The organism is Caldibacillus thermoamylovorans (assembly GCF_000751775.1).
Classification (GTDB): Bacteria; Bacillota; Bacilli; order Bacillales; family Caldibacillaceae; genus Caldifermentibacillus; species Caldifermentibacillus hisashii.
This window is the reverse complement of the sequence record NZ_CCRF01000030.1, coordinates 1-24,621: the sequence shown is the minus strand read 5'-3', so window position 1 is coordinate 24,621 and position 24,621 is coordinate 1. Positions and strand designations below refer to the sequence as shown.

General features: G+C 38.2%; 26 protein-coding genes. 10 read left to right on the top strand and 16 right to left on the bottom strand.

All coding sequences use genetic code 11. The features are described 5' to 3' along the window. Positions 1 to 86: 86 nt before the first annotated feature. The 3 genes from BT1A1_RS04005 to BT1A1_RS03995 form a co-directional block, all read right to left on the bottom strand. Positions 87 to 923 (bottom strand): YihY/virulence factor BrkB family protein, encoded by an 837-nt coding sequence (locus tag BT1A1_RS04005; RefSeq protein ID WP_176458983.1) that lies wholly within the window; start codon positions 921 to 923, stop codon positions 87 to 89. A gap of 111 nt (positions 924 to 1,034) precedes the next feature. Next, positions 1,035 to 1,376: a hypothetical protein gene (locus BT1A1_RS04000; RefSeq protein WP_034768392.1), complete on the bottom strand. Its 342-nt coding sequence runs from the start codon at positions 1,374 to 1,376 to the stop codon at positions 1,035 to 1,037. A 66-nt stretch (positions 1,377 to 1,442) separates the two neighbouring features. After that, the gene (locus tag BT1A1_RS03995) at positions 1,443 to 1,913 is read right to left on the bottom strand and encodes a low molecular weight protein-tyrosine-phosphatase (RefSeq protein WP_034768391.1); all 471 of its coding nucleotides are present in this window, start codon (positions 1,911 to 1,913) and stop codon (positions 1,443 to 1,445) included. Positions 1,914 to 2,293: 380 nt separating this feature from the next. On the opposite strand from BT1A1_RS03995, the gene BT1A1_RS03990 reads away from it, so the two are divergent. The 3 genes from BT1A1_RS03990 to map all read left to right on the top strand — a co-directional run bounded on the left by BT1A1_RS03990 (position 2,294) and on the right by map (position 3,969). After that, positions 2,294 to 2,518 (top strand): DUF1128 domain-containing protein, encoded by a 225-nt coding sequence (locus BT1A1_RS03990; RefSeq protein WP_034768390.1) that lies wholly within the window; start codon positions 2,294 to 2,296, stop codon positions 2,516 to 2,518. Between the two features lie 217 nt (positions 2,519 to 2,735). Next, complete coding sequence (locus tag BT1A1_RS03985; RefSeq protein WP_034768389.1) at positions 2,736 to 3,113, top strand: DnaJ family domain-containing protein; 378 nt, start codon at positions 2,736 to 2,738, stop codon at positions 3,111 to 3,113. 97 nt (positions 3,114 to 3,210) lie between these two features. Beyond that, on the top strand, positions 3,211 to 3,969 hold the full coding sequence (map, locus tag BT1A1_RS03980; RefSeq protein WP_034768401.1) for a type I methionyl aminopeptidase: 759 nt from the start codon (positions 3,211 to 3,213) through the stop codon (positions 3,967 to 3,969). A 76-nt stretch (positions 3,970 to 4,045) separates the two neighbouring features. Here the strand turns inward: map and BT1A1_RS18520 are convergent, their stop codons facing one another. Further along, complete coding sequence (locus BT1A1_RS18520; protein WP_156103173.1) at positions 4,046 to 4,330, bottom strand: hypothetical protein; 285 nt, start codon at positions 4,328 to 4,330, stop codon at positions 4,046 to 4,048. A 23-nt stretch (positions 4,331 to 4,353) separates the two neighbouring features. Here BT1A1_RS18520 and BT1A1_RS18515 point away from each other — a divergent pair, with 23 nt between their 5' ends. Continuing rightward, on the top strand, positions 4,354 to 4,722 hold the full coding sequence (locus BT1A1_RS18515) for a hypothetical protein (protein ID WP_156103172.1): 369 nt from the start codon (positions 4,354 to 4,356) through the stop codon (positions 4,720 to 4,722). Further along, positions 4,667 to 4,930 carry a hypothetical protein gene (locus tag BT1A1_RS18510; protein WP_152617984.1) on the top strand — a complete coding sequence of 88 codons (264 nt, stop codon included), beginning with the start codon at positions 4,667 to 4,669 and terminating at the stop codon, positions 4,928 to 4,930. The genes BT1A1_RS18515 and BT1A1_RS18510 overlap by 56 nt, the downstream gene beginning before the upstream one ends. A gap of 72 nt (positions 4,931 to 5,002) precedes the next feature. Here the strand turns inward: BT1A1_RS18510 and BT1A1_RS03970 are convergent, their stop codons facing one another. Continuing rightward, positions 5,003 to 5,695, bottom strand: coding sequence for a TerC family protein (locus BT1A1_RS03970; protein WP_034768386.1), 693 nt, complete (start codon positions 5,693 to 5,695; stop codon positions 5,003 to 5,005). A gap of 456 nt (positions 5,696 to 6,151) precedes the next feature. Beyond that, entirely contained in the window at positions 6,152 to 7,486 is a 1,335-nt protein-coding gene (locus BT1A1_RS03965; RefSeq protein ID WP_034768384.1) for an oligosaccharide flippase family protein, read from the bottom strand. A 566-nt stretch (positions 7,487 to 8,052) separates the two neighbouring features. On the opposite strand from BT1A1_RS03965, the gene pflB reads away from it, so the two are divergent. From pflB to BT1A1_RS03950, 3 genes are all read left to right on the top strand, one after another. Next, on the top strand, positions 8,053 to 10,284 hold the full coding sequence (pflB, locus tag BT1A1_RS03960; RefSeq protein WP_034768382.1) for a formate C-acetyltransferase: 2,232 nt from the start codon (positions 8,053 to 8,055) through the stop codon (positions 10,282 to 10,284). Positions 10,285 to 10,710: 426 nt separating this feature from the next. Next, positions 10,711 to 11,454: a pyruvate formate-lyase-activating protein gene (pflA, locus tag BT1A1_RS03955; protein WP_034768380.1), complete on the top strand. Its 744-nt coding sequence runs from the start codon at positions 10,711 to 10,713 to the stop codon at positions 11,452 to 11,454. Positions 11,455 to 11,652: 198 nt separating this feature from the next. Then, the gene (locus tag BT1A1_RS03950) at positions 11,653 to 12,273 is read left to right on the top strand and encodes a DUF3298 and DUF4163 domain-containing protein (protein ID WP_051988994.1); all 621 of its coding nucleotides are present in this window, start codon (positions 11,653 to 11,655) and stop codon (positions 12,271 to 12,273) included. A gap of 370 nt (positions 12,274 to 12,643) precedes the next feature. Here the strand turns inward: BT1A1_RS03950 and BT1A1_RS03945 are convergent, their stop codons facing one another. The 4 genes from BT1A1_RS03945 to BT1A1_RS03930 form a co-directional block, all read right to left on the bottom strand. Next, complete coding sequence (locus tag BT1A1_RS03945; protein WP_034768379.1) at positions 12,644 to 13,243, bottom strand: response regulator transcription factor; 600 nt, start codon at positions 13,241 to 13,243, stop codon at positions 12,644 to 12,646. After that, the gene (locus tag BT1A1_RS03940) at positions 13,240 to 14,364 is read right to left on the bottom strand and encodes a sensor histidine kinase (protein ID WP_034768377.1); all 1,125 of its coding nucleotides are present in this window, start codon (positions 14,362 to 14,364) and stop codon (positions 13,240 to 13,242) included. Before BT1A1_RS03940 ends, BT1A1_RS03945 begins: the two co-directional genes overlap by 4 nt. A gap of 204 nt (positions 14,365 to 14,568) precedes the next feature. Continuing rightward, the gene (locus BT1A1_RS03935) at positions 14,569 to 15,627 is read right to left on the bottom strand and encodes a Delta(5) desaturase DesA (protein WP_034768375.1); all 1,059 of its coding nucleotides are present in this window, start codon (positions 15,625 to 15,627) and stop codon (positions 14,569 to 14,571) included. A gap of 210 nt (positions 15,628 to 15,837) precedes the next feature. After that, the gene (locus BT1A1_RS03930) at positions 15,838 to 16,491 is read right to left on the bottom strand and encodes an SIMPL domain-containing protein (RefSeq protein WP_034768373.1); all 654 of its coding nucleotides are present in this window, start codon (positions 16,489 to 16,491) and stop codon (positions 15,838 to 15,840) included. A gap of 216 nt (positions 16,492 to 16,707) precedes the next feature. Between BT1A1_RS03930 and BT1A1_RS03925 the strand changes: the two genes are divergently transcribed. Together BT1A1_RS03925 and BT1A1_RS03920 are read left to right on the top strand one after the other, a co-directional pair. Further along, on the top strand, positions 16,708 to 18,267 hold the full coding sequence (locus tag BT1A1_RS03925; protein WP_034768371.1) for an ABC-F family ATP-binding cassette domain-containing protein: 1,560 nt from the start codon (positions 16,708 to 16,710) through the stop codon (positions 18,265 to 18,267). A gap of 224 nt (positions 18,268 to 18,491) precedes the next feature. After that, entirely contained in the window at positions 18,492 to 19,019 is a 528-nt protein-coding gene (locus tag BT1A1_RS03920) for an NADPH-dependent FMN reductase (protein WP_034768369.1), read from the top strand. Positions 19,020 to 19,061: 42 nt separating this feature from the next. On the opposite strand, the gene BT1A1_RS03915 is transcribed toward BT1A1_RS03920, so the two are convergent. From BT1A1_RS03915 to feoB, 6 genes are all read right to left on the bottom strand, one after another. Further along, positions 19,062 to 19,412 carry a hypothetical protein gene (locus tag BT1A1_RS03915; RefSeq protein WP_034768367.1) on the bottom strand — a complete coding sequence of 117 codons (351 nt, stop codon included), beginning with the start codon at positions 19,410 to 19,412 and terminating at the stop codon, positions 19,062 to 19,064. 472 nt (positions 19,413 to 19,884) lie between these two features. Next, a complete protein-coding gene (locus BT1A1_RS03910; protein ID WP_034768365.1) occupies positions 19,885 to 20,607 on the bottom strand; it encodes an amino acid ABC transporter ATP-binding protein in 723 nt (240 codons plus the stop codon). Further along, a complete protein-coding gene (locus BT1A1_RS03905) occupies positions 20,600 to 21,259 on the bottom strand; it encodes an amino acid ABC transporter permease (protein WP_034768363.1) in 660 nt (219 codons plus the stop codon). The genes BT1A1_RS03910 and BT1A1_RS03905 overlap by 8 nt, the downstream gene beginning before the upstream one ends. A gap of 467 nt (positions 21,260 to 21,726) precedes the next feature. Continuing rightward, positions 21,727 to 22,509 (bottom strand): ABC transporter substrate-binding protein, encoded by a 783-nt coding sequence (locus BT1A1_RS03900; protein ID WP_034768361.1) that lies wholly within the window; start codon positions 22,507 to 22,509, stop codon positions 21,727 to 21,729. A 187-nt stretch (positions 22,510 to 22,696) separates the two neighbouring features. After that, on the bottom strand, positions 22,697 to 22,852 hold the full coding sequence (locus BT1A1_RS03895; RefSeq protein ID WP_043988239.1) for a FeoB-associated Cys-rich membrane protein: 156 nt from the start codon (positions 22,850 to 22,852) through the stop codon (positions 22,697 to 22,699). Between the two features lie 25 nt (positions 22,853 to 22,877). Beyond that, positions 22,878 to 24,621 (bottom strand): ferrous iron transport protein B (gene feoB / locus BT1A1_RS03890; RefSeq protein WP_034768360.1); only part of this gene is annotated, 1,744 nt, incomplete at its 5' end.

Here is a 24,621-nt window from a genome sequence, read left to right as displayed (position 1 = left end):
ACTTGTATAACCAATGTCGTACCCTCGTAAACAAATCAGACGCAGTTCCTAATTTTTTAAAAACTGCTTGTCATTTATCCATTTTTTCACTTGCAATTTTTTCGTTTATACTCCTCATTTAATCCATTTATTTCTCCGCCGATAATCAACACTGCACCGGTTATATAAAACCAGATCATCAACACGATAATAACCCCGAGACTGCCATACATAAACGTATAATTTCCAAAATTGTTCACATAAAAGGAGAACCCCAATGAAGCCAGTATCCACCCTATCGTTGAAAAAACAGCTCCGGGAACCACTGTTGCACATTTCATTTTCCGGTTGGGTGTCAGAAAATAAACTGCACTGAAAACAATAAAAAGAATTACAGAACTAAGACTAAAACGAATCGTGTTCCATGTGTCGATAAACTGATCCGTATAGCCAAATTTTGAAGATATATAGATCCCGATATGTTTCCCAAAAACCGGTAATAGAAGAGCAATAATAAATACTGCAATCATAACGATCGTTAGCAGAACAGACAATCCGCGGACAATGAAAAATGGCCGGTCATCATCAATTTCATACGCCAGATTCATCGCCCGAATAATGGCATTCATTCCATTCGAAGCAGCCCAAAGTGTTGCAATAATACCAAATGATAAAATCCCGCCATTATGCTTTTCCAATAATGTATCCAATGTGGAGTCTATAAAAGTTATTGTTTCGCCTGGAGCAAAGTCACTAATAAAATACATAATATCCTCGGTTTTAAGCGGTAAATAGGGTAGTAAGGAAAACATCGTAATTAATAATGGAAATAGCGATAATAGAAAAAAATAAGCCAGTTGCGCCGAATACCCGAGAGAGTCGTGCCTTATAATTCTTCTATATAAATCCAACACCCAATTTATACTCTTTTTTATATTAATCATCGTATCACCTGTTCATTTTGGAACATCCAGCAATTTAAGAAAACTTACATCCTTCATTTGAGGTTTTTTTTATGAAAAACCATCGGCAAAACCCGGTAATGCTGTTTTCTATCATTGGTTTTCATTATTCGAATTTGCCTTTTCATACTCTTTACTTTCCTGTTCATCCGTAAATGTTTTTACTGTTTGCAGACTAAGTTCTTTTATTTCCGAAGCTTTTTCGGTAAGAAATTGGATATCACGATTAAATTGCTGAATAGAATTTCGAACTTGATCAAATTTTCCTTGGATTTCATCAATCGTTTCCCGCGGGTTTAAAATGACTCCCTTTATTTGTCTCGCCTTTTGTTTTCCTTCACTCAAAGCCTGTTGCCGAACCTCTTTATCGAATAAAGTGATCACACCACCGATTAACGCACCGTATATTATGCCCTTCACAAATTTATTATTCATCATGTCCCCCTCTTTCAGCCAATATAATTTTGGAAACGATAAAAGAGTAATTTTCTATTAATTATACTACAAACCATGCTCAGCCTTTATTTTTTCCAATAATGCCCGACATCCCATTGTTACCAAATGATATACTTGTTCAAAATTTCCTGTGTAGTAAGGATCCGGCACATTATTTTCATCCGCATCCGGAACAAAATCCATTAATTTTGCCACATAAGCCTTTGGATGTTCTTTTCGCAAACGTTGGATCCCTGAAAGATTGTCATTATCCATGGCAATAATATAATCAAACTTGTCCAAATCATCTGCTTCAATTTTCCTGGCAATTAGTCCTTCCCCGGAAATATTATATTTCTTTAAAATTTTTCTTGTACCGTGATGCGGACCTTCCCCAATATGCCAACCGCCAAGACCCGCCGAATCAATGAAAAATTTGTCACCAAGCCCCTCTTTATTTACGTAATCACGGAACACCGCTTCGGCCATCGGTGAACGACAAATGTTTCCAAGACAAACAAATAATACCCGTATCAAATTAATCACCTCATTTAAATCATCTACGGAGTCTGTCCGACGAATTTTTAACTTATGTTTATGAGTAGCTAACATGTTTTTGTGGACAGACTGACAAGACCTTACACTTTGCATTATAACAAAAAATCATTTCAACTGAACATCAGCTATGCTATGATTAACAATATCATTATTTTTTATCATTTTACATATAAATGAGCGAATGAAATCAAAAATCTGTAAGGGATCAAATCGGTATCCTCATTGAAGTATAGGAACATAAGCTAAATGCTTCATGTCCTTGTGGGACCAACATTGTGCAAATTGACGCACCCATTTTGGTGGGAGTCTTTGACTTACCTACTAAGTATGAGATAAATTTTTGACAAAGGGGGATAAGAATGGATTTATCAGTCAAAAGTAAGGAAAATATGGTGTATATGGTTGATAAAATATCGGAAAAATTAAATTTTATCAATACTGGTATAATGAAAGCCAGCCAATTTGACGAGGAAAAATACGAAGAACTTTTCGATATTTATCAACTTGTCATTAAGCGAGACCGTTTTTCACCAAACGAAAGACAAGCTATTGCTGAAGAGCTGGGATCCTTGCGAAAAAAATGAATAATAAGTAAAACAACCCTCATTTGTACGGAGGGTTTTCTTCATTAATAGGCGATAAGCTAATCTAAAGGTTCGGAAACTGGGGTTTCTTCATTATAAATGGTAAACTAAAGGGGATTAAAGCAAGCGCATCCGCATTGTGGCCAAGGTTTGTTCACTATAAATGGCGAACTAAAAAATAGGCTGTTTATTAAAAAACGATAAGGGTGGGAGTCGGATGGATTTATTTTGGCGAATTGCAGAAGAAAAAATTCAAAAAGCATATCAGGATGGGGAGTTTCGTAATTTAAAAGGGATGGGTAAACCGTTAAATTTGAAAGATGATTCAGGAATTCCCAAGGATTTGAGGATGGCATACCATATATTAGAGAATGCTGGTTTTAGTCCGGAAGAAGCCGAATTGAAGAAGGAAATTATGACCACCCAAGATTTATTGAAAAATTGTTTGAATGATGAAGAAAGGAAACAATTTGAGCAAGCATTATCAAAAAAATTATTACAATACAATTCGTTGCTGGCAAAGAAAAGAATCCGTACCAATTCATCTGTTTTTAAAAATTATCAAAGGAAACTTGAAGACCGGCTTTTAAAATGAAATTAGATAATTTTTTGGTATACTAGAACAATCAATGGAGAAAGAGTACAATAGAATATTGAAGGCAAATTTTTTAGTATTTGAAGGCGGTGTAGAAATGATTGTTTTAAAATCAAAACGTGAAATTGAAAATATGAGGGAGGCAGGTAAAATTCTTGCTTCTTGCCATAAAGAAATTGCAAAAATGATTGAACCGGGCGTAACTTCCTGGGATATTGAAGTGTTTGTAGATGAGTATTTAAAAAAACAAGGCGCAACACCGGAGCAAAAAGGTTATCACGGGTATAAGTATGCCACATGTGCAAGTATCAATGATGAAATTTGTCATGGATTTCCAAGAAAAACCCCATTAAAAAACGGCGATATTGTGACAATTGATATGGTTGTTAATTTAAACGGTGCTTTGGCCGATTCCGCTTGGTCATATGGTGTCGGTGAAATTTCCGAATTGAACAAAAAGTTGTTGGAAGTTGCAAAAAAGGCATTATATTTAGGCATCGAAAAAGCAGTACCGGGTAACCGAATCGGTGATATTGGTCATGCAATTCAAACATATGTGGAAAAAGAAGGGTTTTCCGTTGTCCGTGAATTTATTGGACACGGTATTGGACCATCGATGCATGAAAAACCGGATGTTCCCCATTTTGGTTTACCGGGAAAAGGGCCGAGAATTAAAGAAGGGATGGTATTCACCATCGAGCCAATGGTCAATGTCGGGAAATATTTATCAAAAATGGATGCAAATGGTTGGACAGCCCGGACAATCGATGGAAAAAACTCGGCTCAATATGAACATACCATTGCGATTACCAAAGAGGGTACGTTGATTTTAACAGACCAAGATAATCTAGATTGATAATCATTAACTGTGGTGTCAGGGTGTTGGCGGGATCTTTCTCGACAAGAATTTTTGGGCGGGATGAACCTATTTTTTACCGATGAGACTTACTCTCGCCGACAATTTTGTGTGAGGAACTTTTTTTAGCGACGAGACCTTTTCTCGTCGTCATTTTTGGCAGGAAACTCCCTTTTTTGGCGACGAGACTCTTTCTCGTCACCATTTTGAGGCGAAAATCGCTCGTTTTTAGCGACGAGACCTTTTCTCGTCGTCGTTTTTGCGCGGGAAACTCCTTTTTTTGGCGACGAGACCTTTTCTCGTCGTCATTTTGAGCCGAGAAACCCCTTTTTTTGGCGACGAGACCTCTTCTCGTCGTCATTTTTGACCGGAAAACTCCCTTTTTTGGCGACGAGACTCTTTCTTGTCGTCGTTTTGAGGCGCGAAACTCCTTTTTTTGGCGACGAGACTCTTTCTCGTCGTCGTTTTGAGGCGCGAAACTCCTTTTTTTTGGCGACGAGACCCTTTCTCGTCGTCGTTTTTGGGCCGGAAACTTCTTTTTTTGGCGACGAGACCCTTTCTCGTCGTCGTTTTGAGGCGCGAAACTCCCTTTTTTGGCGACGAGACCCTTTCTCGTCGTCATTTTTGGGCAGGAAACTTCATTTTTTAGCGACGAGACCCTTTCTCGTCGTCACTTTTGGGCAGGAAACTCCCTTTTTTGGCGACGAAACCTGTTCTCGTCGTCACTTTTGGGCAGGATACTTCATTTTTTAGCGACGAGACCCTTTCTCGTCGTCGTTTTGAGGCGCGAAACTCCTTTTTTTGGCGACGAAACCCTTTCTCGTCGTCGTTTTTGCGCGGGAAACTCCTTTTTTCAGCGACGAGACCCTTTCTCGTCGTCGTTTTTGGGCCGGAAACTTCATTTTTTGGCGACGAGACCCTTTCTCGTCGTCATTTTTGGGCCGGAAACTTCATTTTTTAGCGACGAGACCCTTTCTCACAGTCGTACAAAAAAGGCTCCCCGACCGGAGAACCCTTTTCGTATTAACTATATTTAATGACTGGAACTAGGTTGTCCCCATTTTTTATTGCTTAAGTAACCTAATAATAACACAACAGCTGTGACCACAATCGCAAAAATACGAGTAAGCACACCTTGCTCAATATTTAACAAATCTGCAATCCGTTCATCACCTGTAATCATATTACTAGCTGTCCAGGCTAATATCGCCGAACCAATATATGGTACAATGGAGAACCTTTCCATCAAACGAACAATTAATTTTGAGCCAAAAACCATAATTGGGATACTAACAAGAACCCCTAAGAAAATCAGTAAAATATGACCACCTGAAGCACCGGCGATTGCTACGACATTATCCAAACTCATAACCGCATCGGCCATGATGATTGTCCAAATCGCTTGCAATGTTGAGTCTTTTGCTTTTACATCTTTGCTATCATCGTGATTCACTAATACTTTGTAAGAAATCCACAGTAATAAAAGACCGCCGAAGAAATGTACATAGGGTATCCCCAACAGGACGGCAATAACACTGGCGAATAACACCCGCAAAACGACTGCCCCGGCTGTCCCCCATAAAATTGCCACATTTCTCTTTTTCTTTGGTAATCTTCTTGTGGCCATAGCGATGACAACAGCATTATCTCCGGAAAGAATAATATCGATCGCAATGATTTTTAATACAACAACTACAGTCGCTAATGACCAAGCAAGTTCCAACATCAATCCTTCTCTCTACCATATTTTAAAATAAACCATTGTCAAAAATTCTTTCAAGAACAACAATAAAAATCATGAAAATGACACTAAAATTATTCTATCTCTATTTTTTTTATCCATCAACAATAAAGTTTTTCATCATACGAATCGAATTTACTCTTAATGTCTCACATATCTTTATCTGTATGCAACTACCAAGTTAACAATTTTTGGCGCAAATAATGAAAAATATTTGTTACACATAAGAAAAGCACAAAATACTGCTTTCACAAGTATATGTATCTCCATGCAGTAACCAAGTTAACAATTTTTGGGGCCTACAATATGAAAATTTATCAGCTAATTTGTATTCTTAACCCCAAAGGCGCTAAATACAGCTTTCATATCCTTGTGGAGCGAGACAATAAAATTTAACCAGTGTTTCTATACGATAAATAAAGGGAAGATGCTACCTATCCCTCAATGTGGAATGAACATCTCCCCTTTTCTTAGTGACAAAGGTGATATACCAATTTTTTTACAAATCGTAAAATAATGCAACAACATTAAAAGAACCGCTCCCATATTCATTCCGACGATGATCCCATCCATGACAAAATGCTCATTTGAACCAAGAAAATAAATCATCAAAAAAGAAATAATCGTCGTCCATATATTATGTAAAAATGCATCTTTAACCAAGTTCATTCCAATCAAAAACGCTTGAAATGGAATGGTATAATAATGAAGAAAAAAATAAGGCAACATTAGCTGAAAAAAATAGGATGCTGTTGCTGAATTCACAAATATTCCCGTTAACTCATCGGCAAAATTGTAGAAGCCTATAGTGACAGGAATCCCATATAAAGAAGTCAATAAAATAACACGCTTCAACAATTGCAGTAATTGTTCATGGTTGTGACTGGCAAATGCTTGTGAAACATTCGGGATCAAAACGGTCATTAATGAATGGGCAATAAAGGCCGGAAAAAAGCCGATCGTCATCGCAACACCTGAAATTAACCCAAAATTTTCCGTCGCTTCTCCCATTGATAAACCGGCAGCAACTAAAGTATACTTAATCAAGAACGGTTGGATGGCATGGGTCAAAGAATGGAATATTCTCATGGCAGTTGTTGGCACGGAAACTTCCATTAAACTTTTCGCCAGTTGACTCTTAGGGATATTTACGGCTGGTCGGTTTTTTAAATACCTTAGCTGCAAAACATAAGCACTGATCAAATAAATAAAAACAAGCAGCTCGCCGCCAATTAATGAAAATAACGCAATCAAAATAGCAACTTCAAGCTGAAAATCAAACATTTGATATATAAATACAAGGATAAAAAGTTGTGTACTTCTTTTCAGCAAATTCGAAACAGCAACTTGTCCCATTTTTTGAATACCGACAAAATAACCCCGGGCAATGGAAGAAATCGATACAATCGGGACTAATAGCAAAATAACCCAGCGAATCAACGGGTGGATCTCACTAAAAATCGGGAAAATCATAAAAATTAGTATCGAAACCGTTAATAAAATTGAAATGAAAATTATTGTCAGTTTCATAGCATATTTTAACATGGTCAAATGATATAGTTCTTCTTTTTCAGCGATAAATTTTGAAATGGAAATTGGCAACTCCATGCTTGCAATGATCATGACAAGTCCAATTAATGGAATAATTGTCATGTATTGACCCACACCATATTCACCTAATTCTTTTGTTATCGTTAAATTAATTAAAAATTCAATACACTCACTTATAAAAGCTGTTGCTGCCAATAAAATGGTTCCTTTAAAAAAATTACTCATAAATAACTCCTTTGTGTCTCAATTGATTTTTTCTGCATGATATTAGCCGCTTTAACAGGCAGTAAGACCCCCGCCTCAAGATTAGGAGTTTACGAGAAAATATATGGGGGAATGAACTACCCGTTAAGGTCCGATTGGTAACTAACCATCAGAGGGGATAAAGAAAACCCCCATCACTTTGTTTCGATTACCGAAAACATATAGGATATTATATTTCTATGAGACAAGTTCAGAAATTATTAAATGAATTTTAGTAATACAGTTCAGCACTATCTTATTTTAAATATATAATACAAACATGCATTCTATTATTTTTCAAGATTTTCTTAGTAAATGTGAATTTTATGTGAAAATCAGTGTAAAACTAACTTTTATCACATTTTTGTAAAAAAAAATTGCTTTGAAATTAGTTATGAAAGTGCTATTATATTCATAGAAAGATTGTTCACTACAAAAATATTTCAAAACTGTATCAGTAACAACATTTTACCTGTTATATATTTTTTTAAACAAACATGTGAAATAGTGAACAAATTATATTAATATAATTTTAGGAGGCATGAGAAATGACTCAATATTGGGAAGGCTTTAAACCTGGTAAATGGCAAGAAGAAGTTGACGTGCGTGATTTCATTATTAAAAACTTTACTCCTTACACCGGTGATGAAAGTTTCTTGAAAGGTCCGACTGAATCAACAAAACAACTTTGGGATCAAGTTATGGAATTATCGAAAAAAGAACGGGAAGCTGGCGGTGTATTAGACGCTGATACGAAAATTGTATCAACTATTACATCTCATGGTCCAGGGTATTTAAATAAAGACCTTGAACAAATCGTCGGTTTCCAAACTGACAAACCTTTCAAACGTTCATTAATGCCGTTTGGCGGTATCCGCATGGCAAAACAAGCATTGGAAGCATACGGTTTTGAACTTGACAAAGAAATTGAACATATTTTCACTGACTGGCGGAAAACTCATAACCAAGGTGTATTCGATGCATACACGCCGGAAATGAGAGCTGCTCGTCATGCCGGAGTTATTACCGGTCTTCCGGATGCATATGGCCGTGGTCGGATTATCGGTGACTATCGTCGCGTTGCCTTATACGGTGTCGATTTCCTAATTGAACAAAAACAAAACGAATTAAATTATATCGGCGACCGTACAATGACTGACGATGTTATTCGTGAACGGGAAGAATACTCAGAACAAATTCGTGCTTTAAAAGAATTAAAACAAATGGCATTAGCTTACGGTTATGATATCAGTAAACCGGCTACCAATGCAAAAGAAGCGATTCAATGGTTATATTTTGCTTATCTTGCGGCCATTAAAGAACAAAACGGTGCAGCAATGAGCCTTGGTCGTACTTCCACTTTCTTAGATATTTACATTGAAAGAGACATAAAAAATGGTACATTAACCGAAAAAGAAGCTCAAGAATTAATTGACCATTTTATCATGAAATTGCGTCTTGTAAAATTTGCTCGTACACCTGAATACAATGAATTATATTCCGGTGACCCGACTTGGGTAACTGAATCCATCGGCGGTATTGCCCTTGACGGTCGTCCAATGGTAACAAAAACTTCATTCCGTTACCTGCACACTTTGGATAACTTAGGACCGGCTCCGGAACCGAACTTAACGATTCTTTGGTCAACAAAATTACCGGAAAACTTCAAGAAATATGCAGCAAAAATGTCGATTAAATCGAGTGCCATTCAATATGAAAACGATGATATGATGCGTGAAATCTACGGTGACGACTACGGTATTGCCTGCTGTGTATCTGCAATGAGAATCGGTAAACAAATGCAATTCTTCGGTGCCCGGGTTAACGTTGCAAAAGCTCTTCTTTATGCAATCAACGGTGGTGTCGATGAACGTATAAAAACTCAAGTTGGACCGAAATTTGCGCCAATCACTTCTGAATATCTGGATTATGATGAAGTAATGGATAAATTCGATACCATGCTTGACTGGTTATGTGAGCTTTATGTAAATACATTAAACGTTATTCACTACATGCATGACAAATACAGTTATGAACGTTTAGAAATGGCCTTACATGACCGTGAAATTTTACGGACAATGGCTTGCGGGATTGCCGGACTCTCTGTCTGTGCTGACTCGTTAAGTGCAATTAAATATGCAAAAGTAAAAACAATCCGCGACGAAAACGGGCTTGCAGTTGATTATGAAATCGAAGGCGACTTCCCTAAATATGGGAACAACGATGATCGCGTTGACCAAATTGCTGTATGGATTGTTAAAGAAGTGATGAGAAAGATTCGTAAACATCACACTTACCGGAATGCTGTTCCAACACAATCTGTCTTAACGATTACTTCAAACGTTGTATACGGTAAGAAAACCGGGAACACTCCTGATGGTCGTGAAGCCGGTAAACCATTTGCACCGGGAGCAAACCCAATGCATGGTCGTGATACAAAAGGTGCCCTTGCTTCCTTAACATCTGTTGCAAAATTACCTTATGAAGATGCTCTTGATGGTATTTCAAATACATTCACCATCACACCAAAAGCACTTGGTCGTGAAGATGAATCTCAAGTAAGTAACTTAGTCGGTATGCTGGACGGTTATATGACAAAACGTGGTCACCACATAAACGTTAACGTCTTGAACCGTGAAACCTTACTAGACGCTATGGATCATCCGGAAAAATATCCACAATTAACCATTCGTGTATCCGGATATGCCGTTAACTTTATAAAATTAACTCGTGAACAACAAATCGATGTCATAAATCGTACGTTCCACGAATCGATGTAGACAGAAAAGCGAAGGCGACTGCCCAGCGACGTACAAACTGGACCCAAACCGAAGGAGAACTTTGATTAACTCCTAGGACAACGCATCGCACGAAGAAAAATGCGTATAGCATTTTTCGAGGAAAAGGAAACACGGCGAGGAACGAGCCGATGTTGACTTATCGTACGGAGGTTAGGGGAAGTTTGCTAGTCGCTAGGAGCCGGAGCTAGACAAAGAAAAGCGAAGGCGACTGTTTAGAAACTGATAAACTGGACTGCCCCCGTAACGAGATAAAGGAATCACGGCTTGAATAAGCCGATGATGACTTATCGACGTGAAGGGGCGGGAAGTTTAGCAGTTTCTAGGAGCCGGAGCTAGACAAATTAAGAGACGGAGAAGCCATCTAATCAGCTTCTCCTCCCCTTTAAAAAGCAAGGAGGATGCAAAATGGTAACAGGTCGGATTCATTCTGTTGAATCATTTGGTGCAGTAGACGGACCCGGGTTACGATATGTTGTTTTTACCCAAGGTTGCCTACTGAGATGCCAATATTGTCACAATGCGGATACTTGGAAAATCGGGAATGGCAAAGAAATGACCGTTCAAGAAATTATGGACGATGTATTATCCTATTTACCATTCTTTGAAGCAAGCGGCGGTGGTATTACAGTCAGCGGCGGTGAACCACTTTTACAAATGGATTTTTTAATTGAACTTTTCAAGGAATGCAAGAAACACGGCATTCACACAACGATTGACAGTTCAGGCGGACCATTTAACCGTCGCCCGAATTTTATGGAAAAACTTGATGAACTTTTGCAATATACGGATTTAATTTTGCTTGATTTAAAGCATATCGATAGTGAGAAACATAAGTTTATCACAGGTATGACAAATGAACATATTCTCGACTTTGCCCAATATTTATCTGAAAAAAATATACCTGTCTGGATCCGTCATGTTTTGGTACCAACATTGAGCGACTTTGACGAAGACCTGTTGCGCCTTGCCGATTTTATTAAAACACTGAATAATGTTGAAAAAATTGAAGTCTTGCCATATCACAAACTAGGTGTTTATAAATGGGAAAGCCTAGGATTGGAATATAAATTAAAAGATGTTGAACCACCTTCCCAAGAACGAGTAGAAAATGCAAAAAGAATTTTAAACGCAGCTTTAGCACATGCGTAATCCTTCCCCTTTTTATATATAGATGACTCATTAAAAAAGCAGGTATCCCCCGCCTGCTTTCTTAGTTTTTACAAAAACTTTCCACAGCATATTCCTGAACAATCATGACCATATTAAAGTACTTTTGAAATTAGGTAAATACACCTTTTTCCTTTTAAAAGAATACAATACAGAAATTCATGTAAAGGGATGAGGAGTATGACGGTTTCATTTCCTGTGTCAATTAAAACAGAAAAAGTTCAGGGCGGGCCGGACATCGTTGTTTATTATCCGGTTGTGTATCATCCCGAGAATAAACAAGCGGAGCATTTAATGAACCGTGCGATAGTAAACGCAACACAACAATTAATAAACACATTATTTGGCGACATACCGACAACATTAATAAGCATGCTCGGAACCTATGAAATCAAAAATAACCAGCGCGATGTGTTAAGCCTAAGCCTTGCTAATTACGGTTATCATGATCACGCTGCCCACGGGATGACTTATATCAAGTCTTTAACCTTTGATTCAAAAACCGGCCAGCAGTATCAGTTAGCCGACTTATTTAAACCGGGAAGTAATTATGTTGGGTGGTTATCCCGGTTAATTAAAGAACAAATTGCTAAGCGGGACATCTTTTTACTGGACGATTTTAAACAGATTCGTCCTAATCAAGATTTTTATATAGCTGATAAAGCACTGGTAATTTATTTTCAACTTTATGAGATTACCCCATATGCTTTTGGTTTTCCGATGTTCCCAATTTCTGTATATGATTTGATGGAGGTAATTAATGAAGAAGGACCATTAGGGAAAATGGCGGTGAACAATTGAGTCTTAATTTTACTTTCAAGCCAGCTGCGAGTAAGGGTTGTTTCCTCTTCTCTAATCTCCCTTAGCAAAAAATCCATGAGATCTGTAATGGTTGATCACATTTGCGAGAGCCTCTTCTCTGATCTTCTTTACCAAAAATCCCCAGGAGAGCTGTAAGGGGGATTACATTTACGAGATCCCCTTCTCTATAACCTTCCTTACCCAATAAAAAGTCTCAAGAAGGAAGTAAGGGTTGAGAGAGACTCTTCACTGATCCTCCCTACCAAAAATTTCCAAGAGAAATGTAAGGGTTGATTTTCGTTTGCGAGCGCCCCTTTCTCCTCGGCATTTTGCCTATTCTTACAAAACTCGCGATGAGTCGGCCTTTCTTCTATTTAAACCAGCCCTTTTCCTTAAATTTGGTAATGGCTTCAATGCGGTTACTCACATGTAATTTATCAAGAATGACCGATACATAATTTCGGACGGTTCCTGTTGTGAGAAATAGTGTTTTGGCAATTTCCTGCGTATTTTTCCCTTCTGCAATCAACTTGATGACCTGTTCTTCCCGGGCTGTTAGCGGATTTACTTCACTATAGGCAAGTTCAACCAGCTCCGGATCATAAACCTTTCGTCCATCCATAATCACCCGAATCATATTCGCCAATTCCTCGCTGGGACTGTCCTTTAATAAATAGCCGCTGACACCCGCTGCTCTTGCCCTTTCAAAATAACCTGCCCGAGCAAATGTTGTTAAAATAATTACTTTGCAAGGATCCGTTTTTAATTGCTCTGCTGCCTCCAAACCGTTCATAACCGGCATTTCAATATCCATAATACAAACATCCGGCTTGTGTTCCTTTACCAGCTTTAATACTTCTTCCCCATTTCTGGCCATCCCAACAACCTGCATATCTTCTTCCAAATCGAGCAGAGAACCGAGCGCCCCCAATAACAACCGTTGATCCTCTGCTATGACAATCCGTATCATAATACCTCCCCCTTATGAAAAAGCGGAACCCAAATCTTCAAATTAGTTCCATTTGAACGATCAATTGCTAAATTTCCGTTGACAAACTCTAGTCTCTCCCTCATCCCTCGAAGACCATGACCTTTTATGGAATCGAGTTGATCCGGAATGCCCACCCCGTTATCCCGGATGTGAATCGATACTTCACTTGGCGAATGGATAATTTGTACCTCACAGACGGTTGCATTACTATGTTTTACCACATTTGTCACAGCTTCCTTTAAACACATACTCAGCACATGTTCAACAAATAAAGGTGTAGATGGAAGTTCCGGATTCCCAATTAATTTAAACTCCATCTCTGCCGACTCAATCATCTGTTGGGTCTGTAACACTTCTTCTTTCAACCTTATCCGTTTCATCATGGAAACCATGTCACGAACTTCCTTTAGGGCTGTCCTTGCCGTTTGATGAATATCATAAATTTCCCTTTTTACTCGATTGGGATCTTTATCCAGCAGCTTCCCGGCTAAATCACTCTTTAAACCGATCAGTGACAGCTTTTGACCAAGAGTGTCATGGAGATCACGGGCTATCCGTTCACGTTCCTCAATTACCATCAACTGAGAGATCCGTAGATTCGCATCCGCCAGCTCTTGTTCCAGTTGTTCGCGTTTGTTCCGATTATACATAATGAACGGTAGCAATATGACTCCTGTTACACTGATTACAATAAATGGCAACTGTGAGAAAAAAATTTGCTTTTGAATAAAAAAGCCGGCAACGACCGAACCGATTGTTGTTACAAGATTGATAATGTACAAGGTAATAAACCCGGCTTTCCCTTGAATATTTCCAATGAAAAATGCCAGAAACAGTGAAAAATACACATAACCAAAATATAAAGTCAACAAAGTACTTAATATAATTTCGACCGCTACAGAAACATAAACCGTCCAGCCCTTTTTTATAAAAGCGAGTCTGTATACGGCAAAAAATAACATAATCATGATAATCCCAATCACAATTTCAGCGGGCGTGGATGAAACGATAACAAAATAAAATGGCAGAAGACAAAAGATGATCCACGCATAAATACTAATTCCGGTATTTTTTGAAAATATTTGATACCATTTTTGCATCGGTCTTTCCCCTTGTATACAGACTTTTTAGTAAGTATATCAAAAAACCCTTCTCGAATTAAATGGAAGGGCATTTTAAAGGGACATTTTTTTATACGTTCCGGCTAGGATGTAAATTCGACGTAGCGGGAAATTTTAAGAATTAAGGATACGTGTAAATCGGCTCTGCCTTCGCATAAAGGCTCGTCACTCACCAAGTTTTCTTTACTTTTCTTGAATGTTCGGTCTTCCGATACCCAAATGTAAACGGGCTCCTGTTGTTTTTATTCGTTCTTTATATTCTTTAAAACTTAAGAAGGACATGGTCTCTTGATCATATAAACGAAAGCGAATCGATTTTAGACTTGTTGCCAAAGTAATGGTTGTTGCTTTTTGCAATGGCGGTGTTGATTCATGTGCCTCTTCTAAGTGATAGTTCGGTATTCTTGGAGCTAAATGGTGAACATGGTGGTAGCCGATACTTCCTGTTATCCATTCCAAAACTTTCGGAAGCTTGTAATATGAACTCCCTTCGACTGCGGCTTTTACGTAATCCCATTCTTCTTCATTTTCGAAATAAGAATCCTCAAAGGTATGTTGGACATAAAATAGCCAAATACCGAGTACACCGGCGATATACATAATAGGCACTTGAACAATTAAAAATGATTGCCAGCCGATCGCCCAAATTAACAGCGCGTAAATGGCAACAATGGAAACATTAATTAAATACGTATTCCACCGTTCCTTCCGTTTTGCGCCTTTCCGATTAAACCGGTTCGATATGAAGAAAAGATATAGCGGGCCTAGCCCAAATAATATAAACGGATTTCGGTAAAGTCTGTATCCCAACTTTTTCCAAAATGATGCTTCAGTATATTCTTGCACCGTCATGACCCAAACATCACCTGTGCCCCGTTTATCTAAATTGCTGCTTGTTGCATGGTGGATGGCGTGATTTCGTTTCCATTTTTCAAAGGGAAAGTGTGTAATAATTCCGGTAATCGTCCCAACAACTCGGTTTGCTTTACCGTTTTTAAAAAATGACATATGTGTACAATCGTGGAAAATGATAAAAATCCGGACAACAAAGCCTGCCGCAATGACAGAAAAACATAAAGACAGCCAAATGGAAATCGCCAAACTTTGATAGGCAAGAATCCAAAGCAGAAGAAAGGGAACGATTGAATTAATGATTTGTAACATACTCTTTCTCGTTTCAGACTTTGCAAAAGGGGCAACACTCTTTTTCAATTGTACCTGTTTTTCTTTATCCTTGCTCATATTTTCCTCCTAAAATAATGATTCTTTAATTTTCTATTTTAGACGGAAAACTTTGTCTTTATTAGTCATAAACGTCAAGAGATGAGTATGATAAATGTCATATGTTTTGGTTTTTCATTATAAAAATTGCTCAAATAGCAGTACTTTTTGTCTTCATACGATATTTGGCGCAAATCTTTCCATAAAACCTTTTTGGATTCTAAGCAAAAATCAATATAAAAACTTTGCGATTAGACTAGCCTCAATTTGCAACGTCCCCGGCTCAATCGGTGTGCTGGCCCCGGCAACTTTTTCCAGGGTAAAAGTTTGATAAGGGACAGGGACCACACCTTGCCTTGTCTCCGTAATTTCAATTGGAATCAGTTGAAAAACAACACCCAACCCATTTGTAATTGTTCTCGCCTTCGCGTGCGCATCTGATAATGCCAACGTCAAAGCCTCATGATATTTTGCCGACCGATTCGATGTATCAAAGCGAATATTAAAAATGATATTTGCCCCTTGTGCCACCGCTGTATCGACAACAAGCCCGATTTGACCAATGTTTTCGACCCGAACTTCCAATAAATGCCGAACTTCATAGGCACGAAAAATCTGCTTTCCATCGACAAAATCATAAACATTGTCAATCCGGTATTCCACCGTCCGGATATGATTCGGATTGATGCCAAGTGCGAGGAGCGCCTGGATGACATTGTTTGAGGCAACACTATTTTCAGCCTGTGCTGTTTGTAAATTTTTATTTTCTCTCACTATACCAATTGTGATGAATGCCAAATTCGGTTCGACATGCACTTTTCCCTCACCAAAAACAGTAAGCACATTGGCATTTCTCATTGGCAGCACATTCCGATAATAAACCATCGCCCACACCTCCCTTCCCTTGATATATATTCGAGCCTCTTGCGTTTTGTTAAATTTTCCTGCTACCATAAATAAAATTTTACCGTTATAATGAAAAGGATGTCTATTAAAGAACGGTATGCTTAGCTGATTTTCCTCGTCCGTTCTTGGTTTCAAGTTATAATGAAAAGATGTTTATCAAAGAACGGTATGAGTATCAATTTAAAGGAGTGCCTTATGAGTATTTTAAATGTAGAAAAATTAAGTCATGGCTTTGGCGACAGGGCCATTTTTGAAGATGTTTCATTCCGGCTGTTAAAAGGGGAACATATTGGCCTTGTCGGTGCCAATGGAGAAGGTAAATCAACATTTATGAATATAATCACCGGGAAATTGCAGCCGGATGAAGGGAAAATTGAATGGGCAAAACGGGTTCGGGTCGGCTATCTTGACCAACATGCTGTCCTCGAAAAAGGGATGACGATTCGCGATGTGTTAAAAAGTGCATTCCAATATTTATTTGATATGGAAGCAGAAATGAATGCGCTGTTTGCCAAAATGGGGGAAGCCTCACCGGAAGAGCTTGAAGCTTTGTTGGAAGAAACCGGAACAATGCAAGATTTACTAACCCATAACGATTTTTATTTAATCGATGCAAAAGTAGAGGAAATTGCCCGTGGCCTTGGGTTGACGGATATTGGTCTTGACCGTGATGTTCATGATTTAAGCGGCGGACAACGGACAAAAGTATTGTTGGCTAAATTGCTGTTGGAAAAACCGGATATTTTATTACTGGATGAGCCGACCAACTTTTTGGATGTGCAGCATATTGAGTGGTTGAAACGGTATTTACAGGAATATGAAAATGCTTTTATCTTAATCTCCCATGATATTCCCTTTTTAAACAGTGTAATCAATTTAATTTATCATATGGAAAATCGGGAACTCACCCGTTATGTCGGCAACTATGATGATTTTTTGCGCATTTATGAAATGAAAAAGCAACAATTGGAAGCGGCGTTCAAAAGACAACAACAGGAAATTGCCGAGTTGAAAGATTTTGTTGCTCGGAATAAAGCCCGTGTTGCAACAAGAAATATGGCGATGTCGAGGCAGAAAAAGCTGGATAAAATGGAAGTAATTGAACTTGCCGCAGAAAAGCCAAAACCTTCCTTCAAGTTTAAAGAAGCTCGTACAGCCGGCCGGGTTATTTTTGAAACAAAGGAATTGGTTATCGGTTACAATGGCGATCCGCTTTCGAAAGCTTTGAATTTGAAAATGGAACGCGGCCAAAAAATTGCCATTGTCGGGGCGAACGGGATTGGGAAAACGACCTTGTTAAGGAGTATTCTTGGCGAAATTGCCCCGGTGTCAGGTCATGTAGAGTTAGGCGATTATCTTCATATCGGTTATTTTGAGCAAGAAATCAAAACTGCTAATGCCAATACTTGCCTGGATGAAATCTGGAACGAATTCCCCCATATGACTCAATATGAAGTGCGTGCAGCCCTTGCCAAATGCGGTTTGACGACGAAACATATTGAAAGTAAGGTTGATGTGTTAAGCGGTGGTGAAAAAGCGAAAGTCCGTTTATGCAAATTAATTAATAGAGAATCGAATGTCCTTGTCCTCGACGAACCGACGAACCATCTTGACGTTGACGCCAAAGAGGAGTTGAAACGTGCCTTGAAAGAGTACAGAGGCAGCATCCTTCTCATAAGCCATGAACCGGAATTTTACCAAGATATTGTCACGGATGTGTGGAACGGAGAAACGTGGACGACGAAGGTATTATAATGTTTACTTTTAAGGATCTCATTTCGAGGTCCTTGTTTTTATTTGAAACAGTAATCGTTAGTTTGGTTTGAAAATCCTGAATTCGTGGACGATGAAGGTATTTTATCAGGATCTCATTAAGAGGTGATAATTTTTTATTAGAAATCGTGATTGTGATGCTGGTTTGAAAATCCCGAATTCGAGCTATATACTTAAAATGAAACCATAAAAGGAGGGAACATCGTTTGAAATTCGTTGGCTTATCAGGTGCATTAGCAGGGCATAAAACTTCACACATGGTTTTTAAAGTACTCCATGCCGCAAAATTGCAAAATCAAGATATTGAAATAGAATTGATTGATTTAAAGGACTATGATGTGGAATTCATGCGGGGTTACCCACTTTCCTATTATAATGATGACACACAACTTGTTGTAAATAAACTACTAGAAGCGGACTGTATTGTTATTGGAACGCCAGTCTATCAAGCTTCCATTTCCGGCAGTTTAAAAAATTTGTTGGATTTTTTACCTGAAAGAGCTTTTCGGGATAAAATTGTCGGGTTTATTTCTACTGCCGGTTCTGATAAATATTTTCTCGTCGCTGAATATCATTTAAGACCCATTATTCAATTTCTTGGAGGCGTTGTACCTTCCCGAAATGTATTTGTTCCCGACAGTAGTTTTAATGTTGAAAGCGAAATTGATGACGATCTTATTGATAGGAGAATTATGAAATTTTCCGAGGAATTCTTGAAGTTATCAAAGAAGTAAATGTGTTAGGGGTCTGTGCGATGAACCTCTTTTAGCGTGTGATCATGCATGGACTTGAATAATTCTATCGCTAATTTTTATACATGCTATATCGTAGCTATTACCAGTTGTGGCATTCTGTCGGACAGACTCATGGAGCATTTCTCGGGGACAGCTTGCCATTCTTCTATGCAAAATTTGCTTTGTCAGCCGGTCTCGATACCAATTTTTCATTACTTTGCACTTAATTTGGTTTTTAGAACCCGTCTCGATGCTAGATTTCGTTTTTTCAACGCTTGATTTTTCACCGACAGCCGTTCTTGCAGTCAATTTTTCATTCTTCAAATCATAATTTGGGATTGAGACCCTTTCTATGAGACAGTTTCGCTTTAATTTTTGATAGTTTTGTCCCATACAATGCGATTCCGACAATCCTATGGGACAGTTTCGCTTACTTTTCCACTTGTTTTGTCCCATAGAGCCCGTCTATGAGACAGTTTCGCTTCTATTTTTAATAGTTTTGTCCCATATAGTGCGGTCCTAACAATCCTATGGGACAGTTTCGCTTACTTTTCCACTTGTTTTGTCCCATAGAGCCCGTCTATGAGACAGTTTCGCTTCTATTTTTGATAGTTTTGTCCCATACAATGCGATTCTGACAATCCTATGGGACAGTTTGGCTTTGTTTTCCACTTGTTTTGTCCCATAGAGCCCGTCTATGAGACAGTTTCCCTTCAATTTTTGATAGTTTTGTCTCATAGACAGCTAGTTACGCATATTTATGAAGTTTCCGTCTATTTTGTCCCATATTAGTCAATCCGTTGAACCATTTTCCCAAAATTCCCCATAAATATTGGTCTTGAGAGCTCCCCTCAAGACCATAAAATTAAAGTAGTTTCGATAGGAAATCCTTTGCCCGCTCACTCTTTGGCGCATTGAAAAATTGATGGGGTTCAGCATCTTCTAAAATGACACCATCATCAATAAAAATAACCCGATCTGCCACTTCTTTCGCGAAATTCATTTCATGGGTGACAATCACCATCGTCATCCCCGTTTCCGCTAAATCCTTAATTACATCCAGTACTTCCTTTACCATTTCCGGATCGAGTGCGGATGTCGGTTCATCAAACAGCATAATTTCCGGCTCCATTGCGAGTGCCCGGGCAATGGCTACCCGCTGTTTTTGACCGCCTGACAACTGGCTTGGATAGCTATCCACCTTGTCACTTAAACCAACTTTTGCCAAAAGATCCTTGGCATTTTTTTCTACTTCCCCTTTCGCTAACTTTTTTACCTTTTGTGGCGCATACGTAACATTTTCTAAAACCGTCATATGCGGGAAGAGATTAAATTGTTGGAAAACCATGCCGATATGTTTTCGAACCTCCAAAATATTCACTTTCGGATCGGTGATTTCTCGATCTTTAATATAAATTTTTCCTTCCGTTGGTTTTTCCAATAAGTTAAGGCAACGTAAAAAAGTGGATTTTCCCGAACCTGATGGCCCGATAATAGCGACGACTTCCCCCTGATGTATGGTTGTGCTAATATTTTTCAAAACCGGGTTTTTCCCGAATACTTTCGTAATTTGTTCCACTTTAATCACTTGCTCTCAACCTCCGTTCCAAGATGCTGCCAAGTTTTGTTAAAATGACAACCATGACCCAGTAGATGAGTCCGGCAACCAGCAGCGGTTCAAAGTTTCGATAAAGCTGGGCGCCAATAATTTGGGCTCGGCGCATTAAGTCTAAATATCCAATCGTTGAGACAACGGCCGATTCCTTTGTTAATGTAATAAACTCATTCATCAAAGCCGGTAAAATATTTTTCACCGCTTGCGGCAAAATAATATTCAACATCATCGGTCGATACGGTATACCAAGGGCTTCGGCCGCTTCCACTTGTCCCTTATCTACTGCCATAATCCCTGCACGAATAATTTCCGAAACATAGGCAGCGGAGTTCAATCCAAATGCTAAAATAGCTGCCAAAAAGGTTGGAATATCATAACCTGTTAACTGAGGGATCGCATAAAAAATTATCATCAATTGCAAAATTAATGGGGTCCCTCGGAAAATCGATGTATATGCATTGGCAAACCATGTTAAAATCGAATGACGCGTAATTTTACACAAAGCTAACAATGTACCTAAAATTAATCCAATTAATATCGAAACAAATACAAATTTTAATGTGATCCAAATTCCTTGTAAAAGAAATGGAATATACGGACCTAATTGACTAAAATCTAAATTCATTGACTTAAACCTCACTTCCTCTGCCCGATCCTTGGTTTAGTGTCAAAAAAAATTCTCAGGCATTCACGCACAAAATGTTGTATTTAATTGTTACCTAACTCCCAAAAAATTCCAACATCCAAAATTAATGGCATTCATACAATAAACGGCGCATTTGATTGTCACGTAAGCCCAAAAAATTTCACCATCACAATCATCGGCATTCGCAACTAAATGCTGTTTTTGATTGTCACTCCACCATCGGACATCATCGGCATTCATACAATAAATGTCCTTTGTTATTGTCGCTCCATGATTACACAATTACGTATATCATCATTATATCAACAGAAAATGAGCTTGTTGATTGGTAAAATTTTTTCGGCTCAAACAAACAGAGAATCGGTGGTCATCGCAATTACACGCAAACCACCGATTATTGCTACCCAGTTATTCATTTTATCATAATTTCATAAAAAACTATTCTTTTATTCGATAGCGACTTGGTCTAATTTCCATTTCTCTTTCAGTTCTTTAATTTTTCCTTCTTTTTCAAGTTTATCAAGGGCTTTGTTTACATCATCAACAAGGTCACTGCCTTTAGGGAAGGCAATTGCCATACCCGGAGAGCTAGTTGTCGGGTCATCAAACCCAAATAATCCTTGTTCATCTCGGTAACCAACAGCCACAACACTATCCATATAAACGGCATCCACACGGTTTGATAATAATTCTTGAATGAGCACGCCTGCATTATCAACAGGTTTAACCGTAAATCCATATTTTTTACTTAATTCATTGGCACCTTCTTCTTGAATCGTACCAAGTTGCACACCTACCGTTTTCCCTTCCAAACTTTCCAAGCTCTCTATCTTTTTATCCGGAAGCGAAAGAAACATTTCACCGGAACGATGGTATTCTTTGGAAAAATCAACATTCTTTTTCCGTTTTTCTGTTGTACTCATTCCTGCCATGACCATGTCCACACGTTTTGACTGAAGAGCACCAATTAGTCCATCAAAATTCATATCTTGAATTTCTAATTTATATCCCAATTCGTCAGCGATTAAATTCGCTAAATCGATGTCAAAACCAACAATATTTCCTTCTTTATCACGTGATTCGAAAGGTTTAAAATCCGCAGAAGTCGCCATTTTTAACACCTTGTCATTTTTAGAAGAGTTGGAACTCATATCATTACTCTTACCACAAGCGGCAAGCAGCAAAACAAATGATAGGAACATTACCATTATCTTGAATTGTTTTTTCATTATGCTTATCCCCCATAATTTTTTTAACTTTCCATTTTCTATATACAATATACGTATATTTATAAGTTCGTATGTATATTTATAACACACTTTTCATTATTCAGCAATAGTTTTTTTATTATATTATTTATAAGGGCAGAAAAAAATACCCCGGTTTTTCCAGGGCAGTGAACAAGTAAAGATACAATTATCTTTTTATTTTCTCCTCTTTTATCACACATTTTGCACAAGCATCTTGCAAATCACAAGCGGCACATTTTCCTTTACTGCTGCGTTTAATAAATTTTACAATCGTCCAAACAGCATAACCGAATATAAGCGAACCAAGCAAAATATTAAACATACAAATCAGCTTCTTTCTTCCATATTTAAAGTCCCAATAAATTGCCGCCTTGAAAGATTATGAAAGATATCACATAAGCAATGATAAATGGATAAACCATCGAGAAAATCGTCCATTTCATTGATCCGGTTTCTTTTTTAATCGTTGCGACCGTTGCCAGACAAGGGATGTAAAGTAAGATAAAAACGAGAAAACTATAAGCAGATAACGGTGTATATGAATCTGCCACGACACCTTGCAAAAAAGCGGTTGATGACGTGTGATAAACAATATTTAAAGTAGATACGACCGATTCTTTTGCTAAAAAACCGGTAAGTAATGCGACTGCCGCTTGCCAAGAACCAAATCCAAGGGGGGCAAATACCGGTGCCAAAAACCCACCTAATTCCGCCAACAAACTGTCATCCATCGTAACGTTGAATCCACTACGCCCAACAACTGATAATAACCAGATGACGACGGTTCCTCCAAAAATAAACGTACCTGCTTTTTTTATAAACCCTTTCCCTTTATCCCATGTACTTTTTGCCAATGTTCCAAGATGCGGGACCCGGTATGGAGGAAGTTCGATGACAAACACCGATGCTTCACTTTTTAATATCGTTTTTGAAAATAATTTTGCTAAAACAAGTGCAAGGACAACACCCATTGTATACAAAGACAATACGACAAGGGCTTGATTTTCCCCGAAAAATACCCCGGCAAATAATGCATAGACCGGCAAGCGAGCGGAACATGACATTAATGGGGTGAGTAAAATTGTAATCAAACGCTCTTTTGGTTGCTCGATGGTCCGTGCCGACATAATTCCCGGTAAATTGCAGCCAAACCCAATAACCATTGGGATGAATGCTTTTCCGTTTAATCCGATACTCTGCATAATTCGATCCATAACTAAGGATATCCGTGCCATATAACCTGAATCTTCCAATACAGAAATAAAGAAGAAAAGAATAAAAATTTGCGGAACAAAAACAAGCACACCGCCGACACCCGGGACAATTCCATCTAAAATCAAGTTGAATAGAAAAGCCGATGTCCCAAATTTATTCAAAATATTTTCCAGCCAATTTGTAAAAGATCCCGATAAAAAGGAATCCAACGCATCAGATAACGGTGAACCGATCCAATTAAAAGTAATCATGAACATGAAATATAATAACGTTAGAAAGATGGGCATTCCTAAATATTTATTTGTTGCAAATCGATCAATTTTATCTGTCAAACTCTGGCGAACCTCATTGGTTATAACAACAGAATCATTTAAAACAGTCCGAATAAATTGTTCTCGTTTCTCAAAAATAGCATCCTGCAATGTTTGTCCCGTTGTTTCAAGTAGTTCTTTTTCTGTTTCCGCCAACAATTCCAACAATAGAGCATGATTTAACAATCTTTCCAAATACGTTTTTACTGTATCATTACCCGAATAAAATTGAATGGCCAACCATCGTTTTGAAGGCAAATCAATCGGGCATTCATAAAGTAAATCAACAAGTTTGCTAATTCCCGTTTCAATTATTACCCCGTAGTCTAATCGAAAAGGTTCTTGAGGTAATTTTTCCTCGTAAGTAATTTTTTCCAGCAATTGATTGCAACCTTTTCCTGTCCGGGCAATGATTGGCTGAATAGCAACGCCCAGTTTGTTTGATAAGTTTTGAATGTTAATCTCTATCCCACGGGACTTCGCAACATCAATCATATTCAGGCCAATCATCAGCGGTTTGCCAAATTCCAGCAATTCAATTGTCAAGTGTAGATTTCTTTGGACA

Excerpts from the sequence above, each read along its gene's own strand:
- BT1A1_RS04005 (WP_176458983.1), bottom strand. The coding sequence starts at position 923 with ATGATTAATATAAAAAAGAGTATAAATTGGGTGTTGGATTTATATAGA.
- BT1A1_RS04000 (WP_034768392.1), bottom strand. The coding sequence starts at position 1,376 with ATGAATAATAAATTTGTGAAGGGCATAATATACGGTGCGTTAATCGGT.
- BT1A1_RS03990 (WP_034768390.1), top strand. The coding sequence starts at position 2,294 with ATGGATTTATCAGTCAAAAGTAAGGAAAATATGGTGTATATGGTTGAT.
- BT1A1_RS03985 (WP_034768389.1), top strand. The coding sequence starts at position 2,736 with ATGGATTTATTTTGGCGAATTGCAGAAGAAAAAATTCAAAAAGCATAT.
- map (WP_034768401.1), top strand. The coding sequence starts at position 3,211 with ATGATTGTTTTAAAATCAAAACGTGAAATTGAAAATATGAGGGAGGCA.
- BT1A1_RS18520 (WP_156103173.1), bottom strand. The coding sequence starts at position 4,330 with ATGACGACGAGAAGAGGTCTCGTCGCCAAAAAAAGGGGTTTCTCGGCT.
- BT1A1_RS03970 (WP_034768386.1), bottom strand. The coding sequence starts at position 5,695 with ATGTTGGAACTTGCTTGGTCATTAGCGACTGTAGTTGTTGTATTAAAA.
- BT1A1_RS03965 (WP_034768384.1), bottom strand. The coding sequence starts at position 7,486 with ATGAGTAATTTTTTTAAAGGAACCATTTTATTGGCAGCAACAGCTTTT.
- pflB (WP_034768382.1), top strand. The coding sequence starts at position 8,053 with ATGACTCAATATTGGGAAGGCTTTAAACCTGGTAAATGGCAAGAAGAA.
- pflA (WP_034768380.1), top strand. The coding sequence starts at position 10,711 with ATGGTAACAGGTCGGATTCATTCTGTTGAATCATTTGGTGCAGTAGAC.
- BT1A1_RS03950 (WP_051988994.1), top strand. The coding sequence starts at position 11,653 with ATGACGGTTTCATTTCCTGTGTCAATTAAAACAGAAAAAGTTCAGGGC.
- BT1A1_RS03945 (WP_034768379.1), bottom strand. The coding sequence starts at position 13,243 with ATGATACGGATTGTCATAGCAGAGGATCAACGGTTGTTATTGGGGGCG.
- BT1A1_RS03940 (WP_034768377.1), bottom strand. The coding sequence starts at position 14,364 with ATGCAAAAATGGTATCAAATATTTTCAAAAAATACCGGAATTAGTATT.
- BT1A1_RS03935 (WP_034768375.1), bottom strand. The coding sequence starts at position 15,627 with ATGAGCAAGGATAAAGAAAAACAGGTACAATTGAAAAAGAGTGTTGCC.
- BT1A1_RS03930 (WP_034768373.1), bottom strand. The coding sequence starts at position 16,491 with ATGGTTTATTATCGGAATGTGCTGCCAATGAGAAATGCCAATGTGCTT.
- BT1A1_RS03925 (WP_034768371.1), top strand. The coding sequence starts at position 16,708 with ATGAGTATTTTAAATGTAGAAAAATTAAGTCATGGCTTTGGCGACAGG.
- BT1A1_RS03915 (WP_034768367.1), bottom strand. The coding sequence starts at position 19,412 with ATGGGACAAAACTATCAAAAATTAAAGCGAAACTGTCTCATAGAAAGG.
- BT1A1_RS03905 (WP_034768363.1), bottom strand. The coding sequence starts at position 21,259 with ATGAATTTAGATTTTAGTCAATTAGGTCCGTATATTCCATTTCTTTTA.
- BT1A1_RS03900 (WP_034768361.1), bottom strand. The coding sequence starts at position 22,509 with ATGAAAAAACAATTCAAGATAATGGTAATGTTCCTATCATTTGTTTTG.
- BT1A1_RS03895 (WP_043988239.1), bottom strand. The coding sequence starts at position 22,852 with ATGTTTAATATTTTGCTTGGTTCGCTTATATTCGGTTATGCTGTTTGG.